8 protein-coding genes and 1 pseudogene are annotated in these 16,261 nt (G+C 68.4%); 5 read left to right on the plus strand and 4 right to left on the minus strand.

Translation table 11 applies throughout. From position 1 onward, the window contains the following. Positions 1-283 precede the first annotated feature (283 nt). On the minus strand, positions 284-1,420 hold the full coding sequence (locus tag M2163_RS45240) for a cellulose binding domain-containing protein (protein ID WP_280897047.1): 1,137 nt from the start codon (positions 1,418-1,420) through the stop codon (positions 284-286). Positions 1,421-1,703: 283 nt separating this feature from the next. Beyond that, the gene (locus tag M2163_RS45245; RefSeq protein ID WP_280897048.1) at positions 1,704-4,619 is read right to left on the minus strand and encodes a glycoside hydrolase family 48 protein; all 2,916 of its coding nucleotides are present in this window, start codon (positions 4,617-4,619) and stop codon (positions 1,704-1,706) included. Between the two features lie 866 nt (positions 4,620-5,485). Here M2163_RS45245 and M2163_RS45250 point away from each other — a divergent pair. Further along, positions 5,486-7,234 carry a glycoside hydrolase family 6 protein gene (locus tag M2163_RS45250; RefSeq protein WP_280897049.1) on the plus strand — a complete coding sequence of 583 codons (1,749 nt, stop codon included), beginning with the start codon at positions 5,486-5,488 and terminating at the stop codon, positions 7,232-7,234. 287 nt (positions 7,235-7,521) lie between these two features. Here M2163_RS45250 and M2163_RS45255 read toward each other — a convergent pair whose 3' ends face one another. Beyond that, entirely contained in the window at positions 7,522-10,884 is a 3,363-nt protein-coding gene (locus tag M2163_RS45255) for a discoidin domain-containing protein (RefSeq protein WP_280897050.1), read from the minus strand. A gap of 444 nt (positions 10,885-11,328) precedes the next feature. On the opposite strand from M2163_RS45255, the gene M2163_RS45260 reads away from it, so the two are divergent. The 4 genes from M2163_RS45260 to M2163_RS45275 all read left to right on the plus strand — a co-directional run bounded on the left by M2163_RS45260 (position 11,329) and on the right by M2163_RS45275 (position 15,770). After that, positions 11,329-11,862 (plus strand): 2,4'-dihydroxyacetophenone dioxygenase family protein, encoded by a 534-nt coding sequence (locus M2163_RS45260; RefSeq protein ID WP_280897051.1) that lies wholly within the window; start codon positions 11,329-11,331, stop codon positions 11,860-11,862. A gap of 31 nt (positions 11,863-11,893) precedes the next feature. Continuing rightward, positions 11,894-13,234 (plus strand): MFS transporter, encoded by a 1,341-nt coding sequence (locus M2163_RS45265; protein WP_280897052.1) that lies wholly within the window; start codon positions 11,894-11,896, stop codon positions 13,232-13,234. Next, positions 13,231-14,394: a 2,3-butanediol dehydrogenase gene (locus M2163_RS45270; protein ID WP_280897053.1), complete on the plus strand. Its 1,164-nt coding sequence runs from the start codon at positions 13,231-13,233 to the stop codon at positions 14,392-14,394. The genes M2163_RS45265 and M2163_RS45270 overlap by 4 nt, the downstream gene beginning before the upstream one ends. Before the next feature lie 419 nt (positions 14,395-14,813). Next, complete coding sequence (locus M2163_RS45275; protein ID WP_280847013.1) at positions 14,814-15,770, plus strand: helix-turn-helix domain-containing protein; 957 nt, start codon at positions 14,814-14,816, stop codon at positions 15,768-15,770. Positions 15,771-15,988: 218 nt separating this feature from the next. Here the strand turns inward: M2163_RS45275 and M2163_RS45280 are convergent. Further along, a pseudogene (locus M2163_RS45280) lies at positions 15,989-16,105 on the minus strand (alpha/beta hydrolase); the annotation flags it as partial. Between the last annotated feature and the right edge of the window lie 156 nt (positions 16,106-16,261).

The following is a 16,261-nucleotide window of genomic DNA, read 5'->3' on the forward strand; positions in this document are numbered from 1 at the left end:
ATCTTACGGGCCGTACGAACGCGGCACACGGCTTCGCGCATGACCGGTGCGGTGTCGGCCAACAGAGTGTCGGCTTCTGATGGTTCACGAATGATGGCCCGAGGTGGGGGGCGAGGTCCAGGCTCTCCGGGATCGAAAGGTTGCGGGATCAGACGCCGTCACCGTACCTGTCTCCTCCTCGGCGATCCTGCCGGAGGAGGGGCAAAGGCCCGCCCTGTCGGCGACAGGGCGGGCCTCGGATGGGACGGACAAGCGGCGGCTCAAGCGAGCTATCCCGCGGTTGTCATGCGGCGGTGCAGGGTGTTCCGTTCAGGGCGAAGGCAGCCGGCTTGGCGAAGCTGCCGCTGTAGGAGCCCTGGAATCCGAAGGAGACTTGGCCGCCCGGTGCGATGGACGCGTTGTGTCCCGCGTTGGTGGCCGTCACACTTCCCGACGACGGTGAGACGCCGGCGTTCCAGGCGTTGGTGATCCGCTGCCCCGACGGCAGCGTGAACGCGAGGTTCCAGCCGTTGACTTGGGAGGAACCCGTGTTGGTCACGGTGACGTCGGCGGTGAAGCCGTCCTGCCACACACTGGTGCCGTAGGTCACCTTGCAGGCGGCGGGGCCGCTGGGGGTGCCGGGGCCGCCAGGTGTGCTGCCGCCGAGGTTCACGCTGGAGGAGAACGAGTTCACGGCCAGGCCCGCGCCGTTCTGCCAGGGTTCGAAGCCGGCCTGAATGCTCGTCAGGTACCAGTCGTTTTGGGCGAGTCCGCGGGAGACAGCCTGCCGGACGAAGTCCATCACGTCGAAGTTCCAGCTGTCGATCGCCGACGGCGCGACGAAGGACAGGACGTCGTTGCCGCCGTTGTTGCCGGACCACACCTGCCACTGGCGTCCGCCCACCGTGGCGGAACCGACGGGCGAGCCCACCGGCTGCACGGATCCCACACGGTTGAACCAGATCATGATCTCGGTGCGGTTCACGCCGTCCGTGCGCGGGGTCGGGTCCAGCCAGATGTCGTAGGCGGCGTCATAGACCGCACCGCTCACGTAGCTGAAGGAGACGCCCGAGGGCGCGCTGGAGATGGAGCTGAGCCGGGCCGGGAGGTTCGTGCCGGGGGAGCAGTTGGTGTAGTGGCAGCCGTTGAACACGGACGGGTACGACTTCGGGGCCCCGTTCGTCGGGACCGAGCCGTCTGCCTGGGTGATCCTGAAGCCCGAGTTCGTGACGGAGATGCACTGGGTGGCGCTGGTGCCCCAGCGGTTGTTCTGCACGACGTAACGACCCTGGATCGTGGTGCTGCCGAACTCCTCGCAGATCGTCGTGTCGGCCTGTGAGGCCGAGGCGCCGGTCAGCAGCGCGGCCAGGGCTGTGAGCGTGGTCAGCAGCGCTCCGCAGAGCGCGCGCGTCCTGCGGACTTGGGGGTGTGAGGGTTGCATGCGGGTCCTCCGCGAGGGATGTGGGGGGCGAGGCCTTCTTCATGGGATTGGGAGCGCTCCCAAAAGGCGGACTCGCTGGGACTGTAGGAGAGGATCATGTTCCTGACAAGGAGGGTGACGCGGGTGTCTTGAGGTGATTCGCGAAGCGGCTGGTGATGCGGGTGGAACGGGTCTCGACAGCTTGTGGACCCGGCTGCCGGGCGGCCCCCAAGGGGGCGGAGGCCGCCCGGCTGGTGACCCCGTCGCCGGGTGACGGGGTCGCGCACGCGGTCTCAGCGGGGGGCTACTCGAGGAGTTCCGCGTACGAACCCATGGCCAGGGCGATGTCCGCCTGGGCCCAGAACCGGTGGTAGGTGAACGACGGCACCGCGCCGCCGGCGAGATACGCCTGGATCTTCGACCAGGCCGGGTCGTTCTTGTAGAAGGACCGGATCGACTCGAACGTCGAGGAGGAGTTGATGGCGTCACCGTTGGGCATGGTGCCGGTCCAGCCGCTGGGGATGTACACCGGGTCGTCGAAGCGGTTGTAGTCCGCCCGGTTCTCCGGCACCGCGATGCCGAGGCTGTCCTGGTAGTTGGTCCACATGCCGTCCAGCAGGGCCTTGGCGGTGCTGGCGGCGGCCGTGTCACCGCTGCGGTCCGCGTAGTACGTCAGGGTCTTGGCGTACGCGGCGGCCACGCCGACGTCGTTGGTGTAGTCGGCGACGGTGACGTGCAGTGCGCTGTTGGCGCCGGGGCTTGTGGCGTTCCAGGTGTCGGGCTGGCCCGACCATTGCAGGGTGGAGGGGATCTGGTAGGTGCCGTCCGGGTTGATCGTGGTCTTGGACAGCGCCCACTTGACCCACTTGTCCAGGACCGTCTTGGCCTGTGCGTTGCCCGTCTGCTGGTAGTACTCGGCGACCCGTTCCATCGACCAGGCCTGGAAGCCGAACCACTGGTTGGACGGCGGGTCGTGGTAGACGGGCTGCTGGTCGTAGTACATGCCGTAGAAGGTCGACTTGCCGGCCGGGGGAGGCGCGTAGCGGCCGGCCCAGCTGTTGGTCGCACCGCCCGCGATGGCGCCCTCGTCGGACTGCAGCCAGCGGTAGAACTCCAGCTGCCGGCCCAGCGAGGTGTTCCAGTCCGCCGCGCCGGTCGCCGACTTGGGCTTCAGGTCGGCGTACGAGCTGAGCGCGTACGCGGCCATCGGGTTCTGGTAGCCGCCGTGTGCGTGGCTGGATCCGATGCGCCAGGCCCAGCCGGCCGAGGTGTCGGTGGCGCCGCCCCAGGCGTAGTACCAGGACAGCAGGTACATCGAGGCGTCCTTGCCGGTGCCGGCCGGGCAGGTGGAGGGGCCGGCACAGTTGCCGATCTTCTTGAAGTACTTGTCGTACATGGCGTAGCGCAGGTAGTCGCCCATCTTGGCGGCCTTGCCCACGGTCGCGGAGACGTCGGAACTCTTGCCCTGCTCCTTGGCCCAGGTGGCGGCCCAGTACGCGGCCTGCACGGCCCGCGCGTCGGCGTCCGGGGCGTTGGTGAACTTCCACTGCTTGGCGTAGGAGGAGTCACCGGTGAACAGGTCCAGATAGCCGTTCTTGCCGCCGTACTTGAACTGGTCGCAGGTCGGCTGTGGCACGGTCTCCCACACCGATTCCTGCACACCGCGCTGGAAGGTGTTGATGTAGGAGGGGCCGGTGTCCGTGGGGCCGGCCTCGCACTTGCCGGGCGAGTTGCCGTAGCCGTAGACGTTGTCGACGTCCTGGAGCCAGTGCATGCCGTAGATGTCGTCCGTGCCGTACGCCGACTTCAGCTCCCCGGCGATCGGGTCCGAACCCACCGACACCGAGCTGTCCAGCTTGGCCGGGTACTCGTTGGGGGTGTCCAGCTCGGGCGCGTAGGTGGCCGGCTTGGAGGCGTTGTAGAAGGAGTTGGTCGGCTGGTCGGCGTGCGTGGGGATCATGTACTTCTCCATGATCTCCCAGGCGCCGTTGAACTTCGACCAGTCGCCCGTCACCTTGCCGTACATGGCCTGGAGCCACAGCAGGTAGCTGTACGCCTCCGAGGTGGTCTCATGACCGTGGTCCGGCGCCTCGACGATCAGCGCCTCGACCGAGTGGTAGGGGATGCCCTCGGGGGAGAAGTAGCCGTTCGCCGGATTGGTGATCTTGCCGTACAGCTCCAGGAACCTGGCGTCGTACGCCTTCGTCGCTCCGAGCTGGGTAACGGTGACTGACGCCTTCGCGTGCCCGGGGGCTCCCGACTCGAAGGTCGCCGCACCGGTGCCGGAGGAGTCGGCGGTGATGGTCACCTTCTGCGCGGTGTTCCAGTTCGACGGCGTGAAGGTGAGCGAGGCCCCACCGGTCACCGACAGACCGGAGTTTCCACTCGCGCGCGTCGTCGTCACCGTCACGTTCGCGGTCGGCTGCTTCGACAGCTTCACCTCGTACGAGCCTGTCTTGCCCTGCTGGACGCCCAGTTGGGAGGGCGTGGCGACCACGGACGGGCCTGAGGCGACCGTGATGCCGACCGGCGTGGACTCGGCGGAGGCGCCCAGGCTGTCGTACGCCTTCGCCAGCAGCGAATGACTGCCCACGGTCAAGCCTGAGGCGGAGAGCGCGTACGGAGCTGTCGTGTCCGTGCCCAGCAGTTTGGTGTCGTCGTAGAACTCCACCTTGCTGATCGTCGCGTTGTCCGCGGCGGCGGCCGTGGCGGCGAGCGGTACGGCCTCGCCCTGGGTGTAGACCGCGCCCGCGGCGGGGCTGGTCAGCACCGTGATCGGCGGCTGGTGGGCGCCGGTGCAACTGGTGCCGTTGACAGAGAAGTTGGTGGGTGCCGCGTTGGTGCCGCTGTAGGTGAACTGGGCGCCGGCGGAGGCGGACGCGCCCGCGGCGATCTTGCCGTTGTAGCCGGCGTCCTTCACGCTGATGTTCTGACCGGACTGGGACCAGGTGCCGTTCCAGCCGTTCATCAGCTTCTGGTTGCCGGTGTAGGCGTACGTCAGCGTCCAGCCGTCGATGGTGTCGGTACCGCGGTTGGTGATGGTGACGTCCGTGGTGAAACCGGAGCCCCAGTCGTTCGTCTTGTAGTCCACGCTGCACTGAACGCCCGCCGCACGCGCGGTAGTTGCACTCGTGGCCAGCATCGACAGGGGCAGGGCCAGGGCGGTTGCCGTGGCGGTCAACGCCCGCCGAAGGGTTCTGCGTTTGCGTCCGGGATCCATGAACTGGTTCCTCCAAGCGGCTCAAAGCACGGGGAAGCACAAGTCTTGGCCAGTGGGAGCGCTCCCATCATGGGGACGAGGACGGCGGCGGTCAAGGAGCTTGAAGACTCGAACACACGAAAGGGTTTAGTTCAAAGGAAGTTCAGCCGCACCTCTGGGCAACCGCGTCACTTGGCGCTACCTTCCTTCGCACCAGTGGGAGCGGTTCCCATCAGTCGACGCGCCGGACACGGCGCGCCACACTGCGAGGAGTCGCTCATGCGACACCCCCCACGTTCATTTCTCCACGTCACCGCACGCGCCGAACACGCTCGTCGCCACAGCGGTGGTTCCCATGATCCGGCCTCCGGGAGCAACGCACCGCCGCAGGGCGGACGCGCCGTGGCCGATCAGCGGGACCTCGGCTTCCAAGCATCAGTGTCGAACCTCAATGCCCAGCTTGCGTCTGGCAGTTGGCGGCTGGCCGCCGACGGTTTTCGCCGGCGATGCGTCACGAGCGACGGCTGGTCGGGCTTGGTCTTGACCGACGCGAGTGCCGACTCAGGCACTCCTGGCTCAGGCACTCCCGCCGCCTGAGTGGACGCCTTCGACGCTCCGACAATGCTCGAACTCGGGGGCGCCGACAGCCCCACCCGTAGAACTCCGTTCGGGGAGCGCTCCCAAGGCGAGTTCTCCTGTGTGCCCCGTGGCCAGAGCGCCGGCCGTCAGCGGACTGCCGCTCCGAGTCGTTCCTGACCGTGGCCGTGAGGCCACGTCCGTGAGGCCAGGTCCGTGAGGCCACGTCTCCCCGTTCGCAGCAAGGTGCGCGGTCACCCGCGCGTGCTCAATCAGCGGAGAAATCCTCCAACCAGAAGGAACCCGTCATCATGAGTCGCACCAAAACCTCATTGCTGGCAGCGCTCGCGCTGCTCAGCGGGACCTCGGCAGCCGCACTCGTCTCGGCGCCCGCCGGTGCCGTCGCGGCGGCCGCGCCCTGCACCGTGGACTACAAGGTGCAGAACCAGTGGGACACCGGCTTCACCACGGCCGTCACGATCACCAACAACGGTGCTGCCAAGTCGAGTTGGTCGCTGAAGTGGTCGTACGCCGGAAATCAGAAGATCAGCAATGGCTGGAACGCGAAGGTCAGCCAGAGCGGCACTTCTGTGACGGCCGCGAACGAGAGCTACAACGGCACGCTCGCCACCGGTGGTTCGGTCGGCTTCGGTTTCCAGGCGTCCTACAGCGGGACCAACGCGATTCCGGCCACGTTCACCCTCGACGGCGTGACCTGCAACGTCGACGGCGGTGGGCCGACCGACCCGGGACCCACGGACCCGGGGCCCACCGATCCGGGACCGACGGATCCGGGTCCGGGTGGGCCGAAGGCCGCCAACCCGTACGTGGGCGCGAAGGTGTACGTGAACCCGGAGTGGTCGGCGAAGGCGGCGGCCGAACCGGGCGGCAGCCGCATAGCGAACCAGCCCACCGCCGTGTGGCTGGACCGCATCGCCGCCATCAACGGCGTGAACGGTGGCATGGGGTTGCGCGCCCACCTGGACGAGGCGCTGAAGCAGAAGGGCAGCGGTGAACTCGTCGTCCAGCTGGTCATCTACGACCTGCCGGGCCGTGACTGCGCCGCCCTCGCCTCCAACGGCGAACTGGGGCCGAACGACCTCGACAAGTACAAGAGCCAGTACATCGACCCGATCACGTCGATCCTCTCGGACGCGAAGTACGCGGGCCTGCGGATCGCCACCGTCATCGAGCCCGACTCGCTGCCCAACCTGGTCACCAACGCCGGTGGCACCAACACCACCACCGACGCGTGCGTGACGATGAAGAGCAACGGGAACTACGAGAAGGGCGTCTCCTACGCTCTCGACAAGCTCGGCGCCCTCGCGAACGTGTACAACTACATCGATGCCGGCCACCACGGCTGGCTGGGCTGGGACAGCAACCTGGGCCCCTCCGTGCAGGAGTTCGCCAAGGTCGCCACGACCAACGGCGCGAGCGTGAGCGACGTGACCGGTTTCATCGTCAACACCGCGAACACCAGCCCCACCAAGGAGCCGTACTACAAGGTCACCGACATGGTGAACGGTCAGACCGTGCGCCAGTCGAAGTGGGTGGACTGGAACCAGTACGTGGACGAGCAGTCCTTCGCCCAGGCGCTGCGGGACAAGCTGGTCGCGGCCGGGTTCGAGTCGGGTCTCGGCATGCTGATCGACACTTCCCGCAACGGCTGGGGCGGCACCGCCCGGCCCACCAAGGCGGGCCCGACGACCTCCGTAGACGACTACGTCAACGGCAGCCGCATCGACCGGCGCATCCACGCCGGCAACTGGTGCAACCAGAGCGGCGCAGGGATCGGCGAGCGGCCCACCGCGGCCCCGGCCACCGGGATCGACGCCTATGTGTGGGTCAAGCCGCCGGGGGAGTCCGACGGATCCAGCTCTGCCGTGCCCAACGACGAGGGCAAGGGATTCGACCGCATGTGCGACCCCACCTACGGTGGCAACGCCCGAAACGGCAACAACCCCACCGGTGCCCTGCCGAACGCGCCGGTGGCGGGCCACTGGTTCTCCGCCCAGTTCCAGCAGTTGATGCAGAACGCCTACCCGCCGCTGCCGTAGCGGCCTTCCCGCCGGGGCGAGCCCTCACTGAAGGGTGCGCCCCGGCGGGCCACATCCCCTGCCAGAGTCTTGCCGGGGCTCAGAACACGGGCCCCGGCAAGACGGCCGAATGCGGCGCCTGCGGTGCCGTCGGTGCAACGAACGACCGTGCTTATAAAACGTTTCAATGGCGGCCCTGGCCGGGCCAGGTAGGCAGCCGGACAGCTGTGCGGCCCTGGTGGCAGGCCACGGCCACGTCGGGGCGGTGTGTCGTGGTGGACGACCCGCCGCCCCCTTCGGCATGGCTGCTACCTGATACGGATCTCGGCGAGTTGGAGGCGGTACCTGGTCGACTCGTCCGAGGCGGGCTTGCCGAGTTTCGTGACCTTCAGGCGTAGATAGCGGCCGTTTGCGGAGGTGAGGGTGTAGGTCTGGGCGGCTCCGTTCGGGTTGGGCTCACCGGTGACGGTGCGGGCGGTGGTGTAGGTGGTGCCGCCGTCGGTGCGGGTCTGGAACGTGAAGTCGACCGGGAAGCCGGGCGTACCGCCGCCCGAGGCGCTCGTATCGGTGCGGGGGTGGAGGGTGACCGATCCGATGGCCCGGTCGGCGCCGAGGTCGACCTCGATCCACAACGGGGTCGCGCTGACGTCGGCAGAAGGGAAGTCGATGCTGGTGAAACCTTTGGAGCCGGCCACGCTGGTGAGGGTGCCGTCAAGGAGCCGGGTCTTGCCCCAGTCGCCGTTCTCCAGCGTGTAGTTGGCGGTGACGGTGGTCGCGGCGGTGGGGACGGTGAGTTCGGCGAGCTGGAGGCGGTACTTGGTGGTCTCGTCGACGGGAGGGGTGCCGAGCTTGGTGGCCTGAAGGCGTACGTAGCGGGCGGTCGTGGTCTTGAAGCCGTAAGTCTGCACGAGCCCGCCCGGGTTGGGCTCGGCCGTCACCGTGCGGACGGTGGTGTAGGTGCCGGATCCGTCGGGGCGGGTCTGGATGGTGAAGTCGACGGGGAAGCCCGCCGTGCCGCCGCCGACCGCAGGGGTGTCGGTGCGGGGGAAGAGTCGTACGGCGTCGAGGTCGGTGTCGGCGCCGAGGTCGATCTCCACCCAGACGGGATTCGCGCTGATGTCGGGGGAGGGGAAGTCGATGCTGGTGTAGCCCTTGGCGCCGCTCACACTGGTGAGCTTGCCGTCGGTGAGCCGGTTCTTGCCCCAGTCGCCGTTCTCCAGGCTGCTGTTGCTCGTGACGGGCCGGCCCAGGGCGAGGTTGTCGAGGCGGCCGGCGCCGGTGACGGTGAAGGTCCATGTGCCCGGCTGGAGCGTGAAGTAGACGTACGAGGAGTCCTTGCTCGCGTAGCTGAGGCCCGAGACGCTGCCGGTGGCGGCGCCGCCCGTGAAGACGGTGGTTCCGTTGGCCTTGATGACCGGTGAGGAGCCGCCGTACGTCGGAACACCCACCCGCGCGGTCGTCGCGCTCGGGGAGGTGAGGGCCAGGGTGAACTGGGAGCTGTCGCGGGTGATGCCGAGGCGGATGTCACCCTTGACGGTCGGCGTGACCGTGTTGATCTTCGTCAGGGATCCGGTCTGCGGGATGACGTCGTACGTCTCCCAGCCTGGCTTGGTGGGGCGGACGCCCGCGGCGTAGGCGGACAAGACGTACAGCGGGCCGCCGTTCCAGGCGTGGTTGTCGGTGCCGCCGGACTTGTCCCATATTTCCCACAGGGTGTAGCAGGCGGGATCGGCGACCTGGGCGGCGTAGCGGTTGCGCATCCGCTCCTCGGCGACGGTGGCGGCGCCCATGAGGTAGAGCGCTTCCAGGACGTAGAACTCCATGTAGGGGCTGGCGTTGAGGTGGGTGCGCAGGACCTCGGTGATCGCCCGGTGGCGGGAGGCGGGCGCGAGGCCTGCGACGACGGCCAGGCCGTTGGCGCGGTCGTCGGTGTCGCCGTTGTAACCGGGGGAGCGGTACTCGTTCCTGGAGGTGTTCCACAGAACGCGGTCGAAGTTGGCCTTGATGCTGTCGCGCTTGGCCTGCCAGGAGGCGATGTCGCCGCTGTTGCCGCTGAGCCCGGCGAGGGTGATGGCTGTGCCGAGGGCCAGGTAGTACCAGCAGTTGTCCAGGACGCGGGCGTCGATGTTGCTGCCCCAGTCCTCCCAGTCCCAGTCCCCGGCGCGGTGGTTGACCAGCCCCGCCGAGTCCAGGCTCCACAGGTTCAGGTACGCCTTCACCGCCGGGTAGGTGCCGGAGACGGCGTCGGCGTTGCCCGTGTAGAGGTGGTACGTGCCGAAGGCCCACACCGAGGCGAGCATCTGGACGGGCAGTTCAGCGGTCCAGATGGTGGAGGGCATCGGCGAGTACAGCACCCCGCCGGGCTTCTGCCACGCGGCCAGCTGGGCGATGGCCTTGGCGCCGAGGGCGTGGGAGCGGGTGTCGAAGGTGTAGAAGCCCTCTTTGAGCTGGTTGACCACATCGCCCCACCACTGGGCGCGCTCGCGGGTGGGACAGTCCATGTAGTTGTCGCGCATGTTGACGTACATCGTGCGCGCCGCCTTGCCCCACAGGGTGTCGAAGAAGGCCTCATTGCTGCTGAACGATCCGGCGAAGTCGGTGTCGTAGCCGGACTCCCGGTATTTCAGGTCCAGGATGGTGACACCGGCGGGGATCGTGTACTTCACCGCAGTGCCGCTCATCCACGCCAGCGCCTCGAACTCCTGGACCCCGCCGGTGCAGACGTAGGTGGCGCGGACGTTGTTCTCCGCCCCGGGTGTGAGGCCGGTGAGGCCGTCGCCGTCGGCGTAGTGGTCGGTCTGCATGCCGATCACCGCGCCGGCCGGGGCGTCCACCTTCAGGTACGGCGTGACCTGGAGGTTCGACGGCAGGGTGGCGGTGATGGCGGTGGCGCCCTGTCCTGTGGAGGGCAGCGATGCCGCATTGCTGTAGGACTTCAGGCCCGAGTAGCGGAACTGCGGGACCGGTCGCTGGACGAGATCGTTCCAGGGGGCGGTGCCCGCGGCTCCGAAGTCGGTGGGGGCGCTCCATGCGCTGTCGTTGAAGCCGGTCGACTCCCAGGCCGTCAGGGCGGTGGCGTTGCGGGCGTCGTAGTAGACGTTCGACTCGGGCAGGCGGAAGTTGACCTGGGTGCCGCTGGTGTTGTTGGAGTAGCCCGGGTGGACGGTGTGCTTCCAGCTGGTGTCACTGACCAGCCGGGTGGTGGTCGAACCGGTGGTGATGTCGGACTGGAACAGCAGACCGCCGCTGCCGCTGCTGCTGTGCGAGAAGCCCTGCTTGCCGAAGTACCACACCAGCAGCGCCACGGTGTTGCTGCCGCTTCTCAGGTACGGGGCGAGGTCGATCTCGTCGTAGTAGGTGCCGGTGCGGTTGGGACCGCGCTTGAGCTGCCCGTCGAAGACGACGAGCGTGCCGTTGACCCACAGCCAGTACTTGGAGTCCGCCGCGATCTGCGTCACGGCCTTCGACGGCGCGGAACTCAGGGTGAACGATCTGCGGAACGCCACCCACTGGTTCGTCGAACTGGACGGAGCCCAGATCCACTTCGCGGTCCAGGAGACGGAGGCGGACGCTGCGGGAGCGAGCCCCGGCAGGAGCACCGAGCCGAGGGTGGGTGTGAGCGCCACGGCTATGGCTGAGCGCAGGACGGATCGACGCGGTATTGAGGCCATGCGGGCTCCTGCTGTGACTGTGCGGTGGGGGTACGGGGAGAGAGGCATCCTGAGACCGGGAAGGGACGTATTCGCGGGGACGCCTCTTTTTGAATCGTTTCATCAGTGTGTTTGCAGCGGGAATTCTTTGCCGCTGTGCGAGACGGTGTCAAGGTCCGTGCAGTGAGCTTCCTCGAATTGGCGACCGATCAGGTGCCGGGCGCGAAACGAACCGTGAAGGGGACCGCCGCTGCACAGTGCGGGGTTGCGGCGCCCCGTTGCACCCGTCGAAGCCGATGGCGCCCCGGGGCGGGGGTGTGGCCCTTGTCGAAGACGGACACCGCGGTCTACGCGCGTGGCCCGGCCATGTCCCAAACAGGCAATCCGCCATGTCTGCCACGGGAAAGACCTGGCCACGGCTCTGGGGGTTCACTGTCGGCCACCTCGACGAAAAGGAGCCGCACCATGCCCGAGGAAGCCAGGTCGGAGTTCTGGAAGGGCCTCAAGCCCATCGCCGACTCGATGAAGCCCGACGCCCAGCCGGAGGTCTACCTGTCCCAGGTGGCCACCGACGACGACCGGTACTACGCACCGCTCAGCGACACCGTGGGATCGCGCCCGCTGTGGATCAACGTCAAGGACAACTCCTGGGCCGACATCCTCTGCGCCAAGCAGGCCGGACTCGTCAACCGGCACTACCACCCGCACGAGGTGTTCGCGTACACGATCTCCGGCAAGTGGGGATACCTGGAGCGCCCCTGGACCGCGCGGGCCGGTGACTTCGTCTATGAGGCCCCGGGCGAGGGCCACACGCTGGTCGCCTACGAGAGCGACGAGCCGATGAAGGCGTTCTTCATCGTCAAGGGCCCGTTGATCTGGCTGGACGAGGACGGCAACACCACCGGCTACTTCGATGTCCACGACTACATCGAGCTGTGCAGGAACCACTACGAGAAGGTCGGCATCGGTGCCGACTACGTCAACTCACTCTTCCGGTGACCGCGGTCCCGCCGCTCCGAACGAGGTTCCGATGTCACGTATCCGTACCCGAGTGCGGCCCGGCGCGGAAGCGCCCGCGGCCGTCGACGGCGCAGCACACCATTATGAGAACCGGCTGCTGCTGATCCTCTTCCTGGCCTTCGGATTCGTCTTCTTCGACCGCCAGGCCTTGCCCTTCCTCGCCCCGTACATCGCCAAGGACTTCCACCTCTCCAACACCCAACTGGGCACACTGTCCGGAGTGCTGGCCCTCACGTGGGCACTGTCGGGGCTGGTCGCAGGCCGGCTGTCGGACAAGCTCGGCAGACGCAAGCCCATCCTGGTCGCCGCCGTGGTCCTCTTCTCGTGTTTCTCCGCGGCGGGCGGGCTGATGACCGGCTTCCTCGGTCTGCTCGTCGCCCGGGCGCTGATGGGCGTGGCGGAAGGTGCCGTGCTGCCGCTGGCACAGTCGCTGATGGTGGAGGCGTCCCGGGAGAGCCGTCGCGGTCTCAACATGGGGCTGCTCCAGGGCTCGTCCGCCGGTCTGATGGGCGGGATCGTCGCCCCGCTGGCGGTGGTGTGGATCGCCGAGCTCCACGGCTGGCGCACGGCCCTGCTCGTGACGATCGTGCCGGGTCTGCTCATCGCGGCCTGGATCGCGAAGTCCGTCAGGGAGGTGCCGCCCGGAGGCCGGGCCGAGGTTGCCGCCGCCGACGTCATCCCCGAGACGGCGGCTGACTCCAAACCGTCGGTGCGGGAGGTCCTGGGGCACCGCAACATCGTTCTGTGCATGGCGGTCGCATGCTGCTACCTCACCTGGTTCATCGTCATCGTCACCTTCACCCCCACGTACCTGCTGACCGTCAAAGGCTTCTCGCCGAGCACCATGAGCGGAGTCATGACCTGCCTGGGCGTGGGGTGGGTGCTGTGGGGGTTCCTCACCCCGGCCGTCTCCGACCGTATAGGCCGCAAGCCGACCATGATCGTTTTCTCCGTGACGGCGGCCTTGTGTCCGCTCGCGATCGTGTACGTCAGTGATCCCGTCGCGCTGGGGCTGGTCGTCGTGCTCACCTACACCGGACTCGGCTGTTTCACCCTGTTCATGGCCACGATCCCCGCCGAGACGGTGCCCCGTGGTGCGCTGGCCACCGCGCTCGGTCTGGTCATGGGAGTGGGCGAGCTGGCCGGTGGCTTCCTGGCTCCGGTGATCGCCGGGCGGGCGTCGGACGTCTGGGGCCTGCAGACGGCGATGTTCATCTCCACCGGCGGCGCCGTCGCCGTCGTCCTGCTCTCCTTCGGTCTGCGGGAGACCGCACCGCGGGTGCTGCGCCGGCGGGCCGAGCGAGCCGCTGCGGTCGTCCCGGGGGCAGTGGTGGCGGGGGCGGCCGAATGAGGGCCGGCACGCAGCGTATGCGGGCCGCGGTCTGGTACGGGGCCAGGGACGTCCGCATAGCCGAGGTGGACGTTCCCACACCCCGGCCCGGCGAGGTGCTCATCGAGGTCGCCTACTGCGGCATCTGCGGCAGCGACCTGCACGAATACACCGACGGGCCGCACGCCATCCCCGTCGTGGAGCCGCATCCGGCCTCCGGCGCCACGGCTCCACTGGTCCTCGGCCACGAGTTCTGCGGGACCGTGGTGGCTGTCGGGCCGTCGGTGACCGGCCTGACCAGCGGTGACCGGGTGGCGGTCGAACCGAACTACCGGTGCGGGACGTGCCCACGGTGCCGGGCAGGTGAGTACAACATCTGCCGGCACTTCGGGTTCGCCGGGCTGATGGGGAACGGCGGCATGGCCGAGTACGCCGCCGTCCCCGCCTACATGGCGCACCGGCTCCCCGAGGCCGTGTCGCTGCGGCAGGCTGCCCTCTTCGAACCTGCCTCGGTCGCCCTGCACGCGCTACGGCGCGCCGGGGCCGCACCCGAGACCGTGGCGGTCGTCGGGCTGGGGCCGGTCGGCCTGCTCACCGTCCGGCTCGCCGCGGAACGGAACGTGCGGCGCATCGTGGCCGTCGACGTTTCCCCGGATCGCCTGCACCGCGCCGCCGGGCTGGGCGCCACCGATCTGGTCGACGCCGGCGCGGAGGAAGGCGTCGGGGAGCGCATCCGTGAGCTGACCGGCGGTGACGGCGTCGACGTCGCCTTCGAAGTGGTCGGCTCCGAGACCGCCCTGCGCACCTGCCTGGCCGCGACTCGGCGCGGCGGCCGGGTCGTCCTCGTCGGTCTGGCCCCTCAGATGTCCCTGGACACCTTCGCACTGGTCAACAACGAGCAGTCGATCGTCGCCAGCGTCGGCTACCGCGACACCTATCCGGAACTCATCCGGCTCGTCGCAGAACAAGGGCTGGACCTGACACCGGTCGTCACTTCGACCATCGCCCTTGACGCTCTGGTCCTCGATGGCTTCGGGGCGCTGCTGGACGGTCCGGGAAACCAGGTCAAGATCCTGGTCGACCCGGCCGCACACCGTGACGGCCTCGACCACCTCGTCCCCTGTGGGGCGTCAGCCGGGACCGCGACGCTCGGCACCTCGAACCGCCTGGGGAGGTGCTGAGCCAGGCTCACCCCGAACGCACATGCGTGGGCAGGCCGACGCACACTCTGGCTCCCACTCCGGCTCAGCCCGGGACGGCACCCTCCGGTGACCGGTCCCGGGCGGCCGGGCGCACGATGGACGGCAGCCGCGTGAACGCGCACGGACGGCAGCCGCGTGAACGCGCACGGGCGGCAGCCGTGTGAACATGCCGGCACCAGGGTCGGACGCCATGCCCCGCCATGCACCCCTCTGCGCGACCAGTGACGCGGCAGCGCGCCGGAGGTACCCTCGCCGCAAGACAGCACCAGGTACCCCCGACGGCCCCGCACGTCAGAGCACGAGGCCCAGCCCAGCGGCCGCATCGACTCCCTGTCCGCACGGCGAAACCGCCCTGCACCACGGTCATCAGGGAGCCACGGGCTGGAAAGGAGATTCAGGTGAACCTGCCTATCGTCTCCCGCGTTTCCACGGCATCGGTCGATCCGGCGGACCGCATCGACTTCTGGGAAGAACACAACCGCCAGGCTCTGGTGGGCCTGACCTGCTCGTCGTACTCGCAGGAGGGCCTGCTGGCCACGGAGACGAACGTCGGACTGGGAGACCTGCGGCTGGCCGAGATCGCCGGCAACGAGCACGTCATCGAACGGACCCCACGGACCTGTCAGACCCTGCCGAAGGACTCGATCTTCGTCACGCTGCTGACAGCGGGATCCGGGGTGTTCTTCCACGAGGGCGGTTGCGTCACCCTGCAGACGGGCGACCTGATCCTCTACGACACGAGGCGGCCCTACCTGTTCGGGTTCCCCTCTCCCATGCGTCAGTTGCTGGTGGACATCCCGCGTGAGGTGTTCGCTGCGCAGTGTGCCCCCGGCGAGGTGTCCGCACCGATGCTGCTCGGCAGGGGGTCGGCCGCCGAAGGTGCCCAGGCTTCCGCTCTGGAGGCGGTGCTGGCCGACTGGGTCACGGGGGAGGGCGGCGAGGACTCTCTCAGCACACAGGCCACCGTGCTGGGCCTCGTCCGTAGTCTGACCGCACCGAGGCTGGGCGGTTCCGCGTTCCCCGCCGTGCTCTCGCAACTGGAGGTGGCCAAGGACTACATAGCCCGGCACCTCACCGACCCCGGGCTGTGCTCGGGGATGGTCGCGGAGGCGATCGGAGTGTCCGCGAGGCATCTCAGCCGTATCTTCCGGCCGACCGGGGTGAGCCCCTCCCGATACATCCTCGAACAGCGGCTCGACGAGGCCCGGCAGGTGCTCGCCGATCCGAGCTCCCGCAATCTGACGATTGCCGAAATCGCCCATTGCTGGGGTTTCGCCAGCCAGGCCCACTTCACCCGGGTCTTCCGGGACCGCTTCGGCCGCACACCCGGAGAAACGCGCCCGTTCCTCACGTGAACCGGTGCTTGCGGGACAGCATGCGTGCATCCGTCGCAGGCCCGGGTGCAGGACCCCCGGACCCTGATCGAATACGACACCACCGAACGCCACATCAACGCGCCGAGCGCGAGCAGGTGTCGGTCATGGCGGCTGTCGGCTGCCTGGACGATCTGTTCCTGACGCAGAGCGTCGCGGGCCGTGCCGGCGGGCACGGAGCGGTGCCAGTCGCCGCGCGGTGACACCGTCGCGGTGTAGGCGGGGATGCGGTAGTCGCGATCGGTGCGAGGGCCTGTCAAGCCGCACCCCGGCAGGTCGGGGCGGATGACGTCGAACGACTCCGACAGCAGGGCCGCCGCCGTGACGGCCACGGACCTGCGCTTGACACGGCGGACCGGCGATCCGGGCCTGTCGCGGCTTGCCTGACGCTCTCGATGCCGCGTCAGGCGTCTACGCCTCATTGCGGACGGCCCGGTCCGCAGTGCCTCGATCGCGTCGCCACGAACCCCGAG

The organism is Streptomyces sp. SAI-135 (assembly GCF_029893805.1).
Taxonomy (GTDB): Bacteria; Actinomycetota; Actinomycetes; order Streptomycetales; family Streptomycetaceae; genus Streptomyces.

Bases quoted from the DNA above. Each gene is read 5' to 3' on its own strand.
- M2163_RS45255 (WP_280897050.1), bottom strand. From the start codon at position 10,884: ATGGCCTCAATACCGCGTCGATCCGTCCTGCGCTCAGCCATAGCCGTG.
- M2163_RS45250 (WP_280897049.1), top strand. From the start codon at position 5,486: ATGAGTCGCACCAAAACCTCATTGCTGGCAGCGCTCGCGCTGCTCAGC.
- M2163_RS45245 (WP_280897048.1), bottom strand. From the start codon at position 4,619: ATGGATCCCGGACGCAAACGCAGAACCCTTCGGCGGGCGTTGACCGCC.
- M2163_RS45240 (WP_280897047.1), bottom strand. From the start codon at position 1,420: ATGCAACCCTCACACCCCCAAGTCCGCAGGACGCGCGCGCTCTGCGGA.
- M2163_RS45265 (WP_280897052.1), top strand. From the start codon at position 11,894: ATGTCACGTATCCGTACCCGAGTGCGGCCCGGCGCGGAAGCGCCCGCG.
- M2163_RS45270 (WP_280897053.1), top strand. From the start codon at position 13,231: ATGAGGGCCGGCACGCAGCGTATGCGGGCCGCGGTCTGGTACGGGGCC.
- M2163_RS45260 (WP_280897051.1), top strand. From the start codon at position 11,329: ATGCCCGAGGAAGCCAGGTCGGAGTTCTGGAAGGGCCTCAAGCCCATC.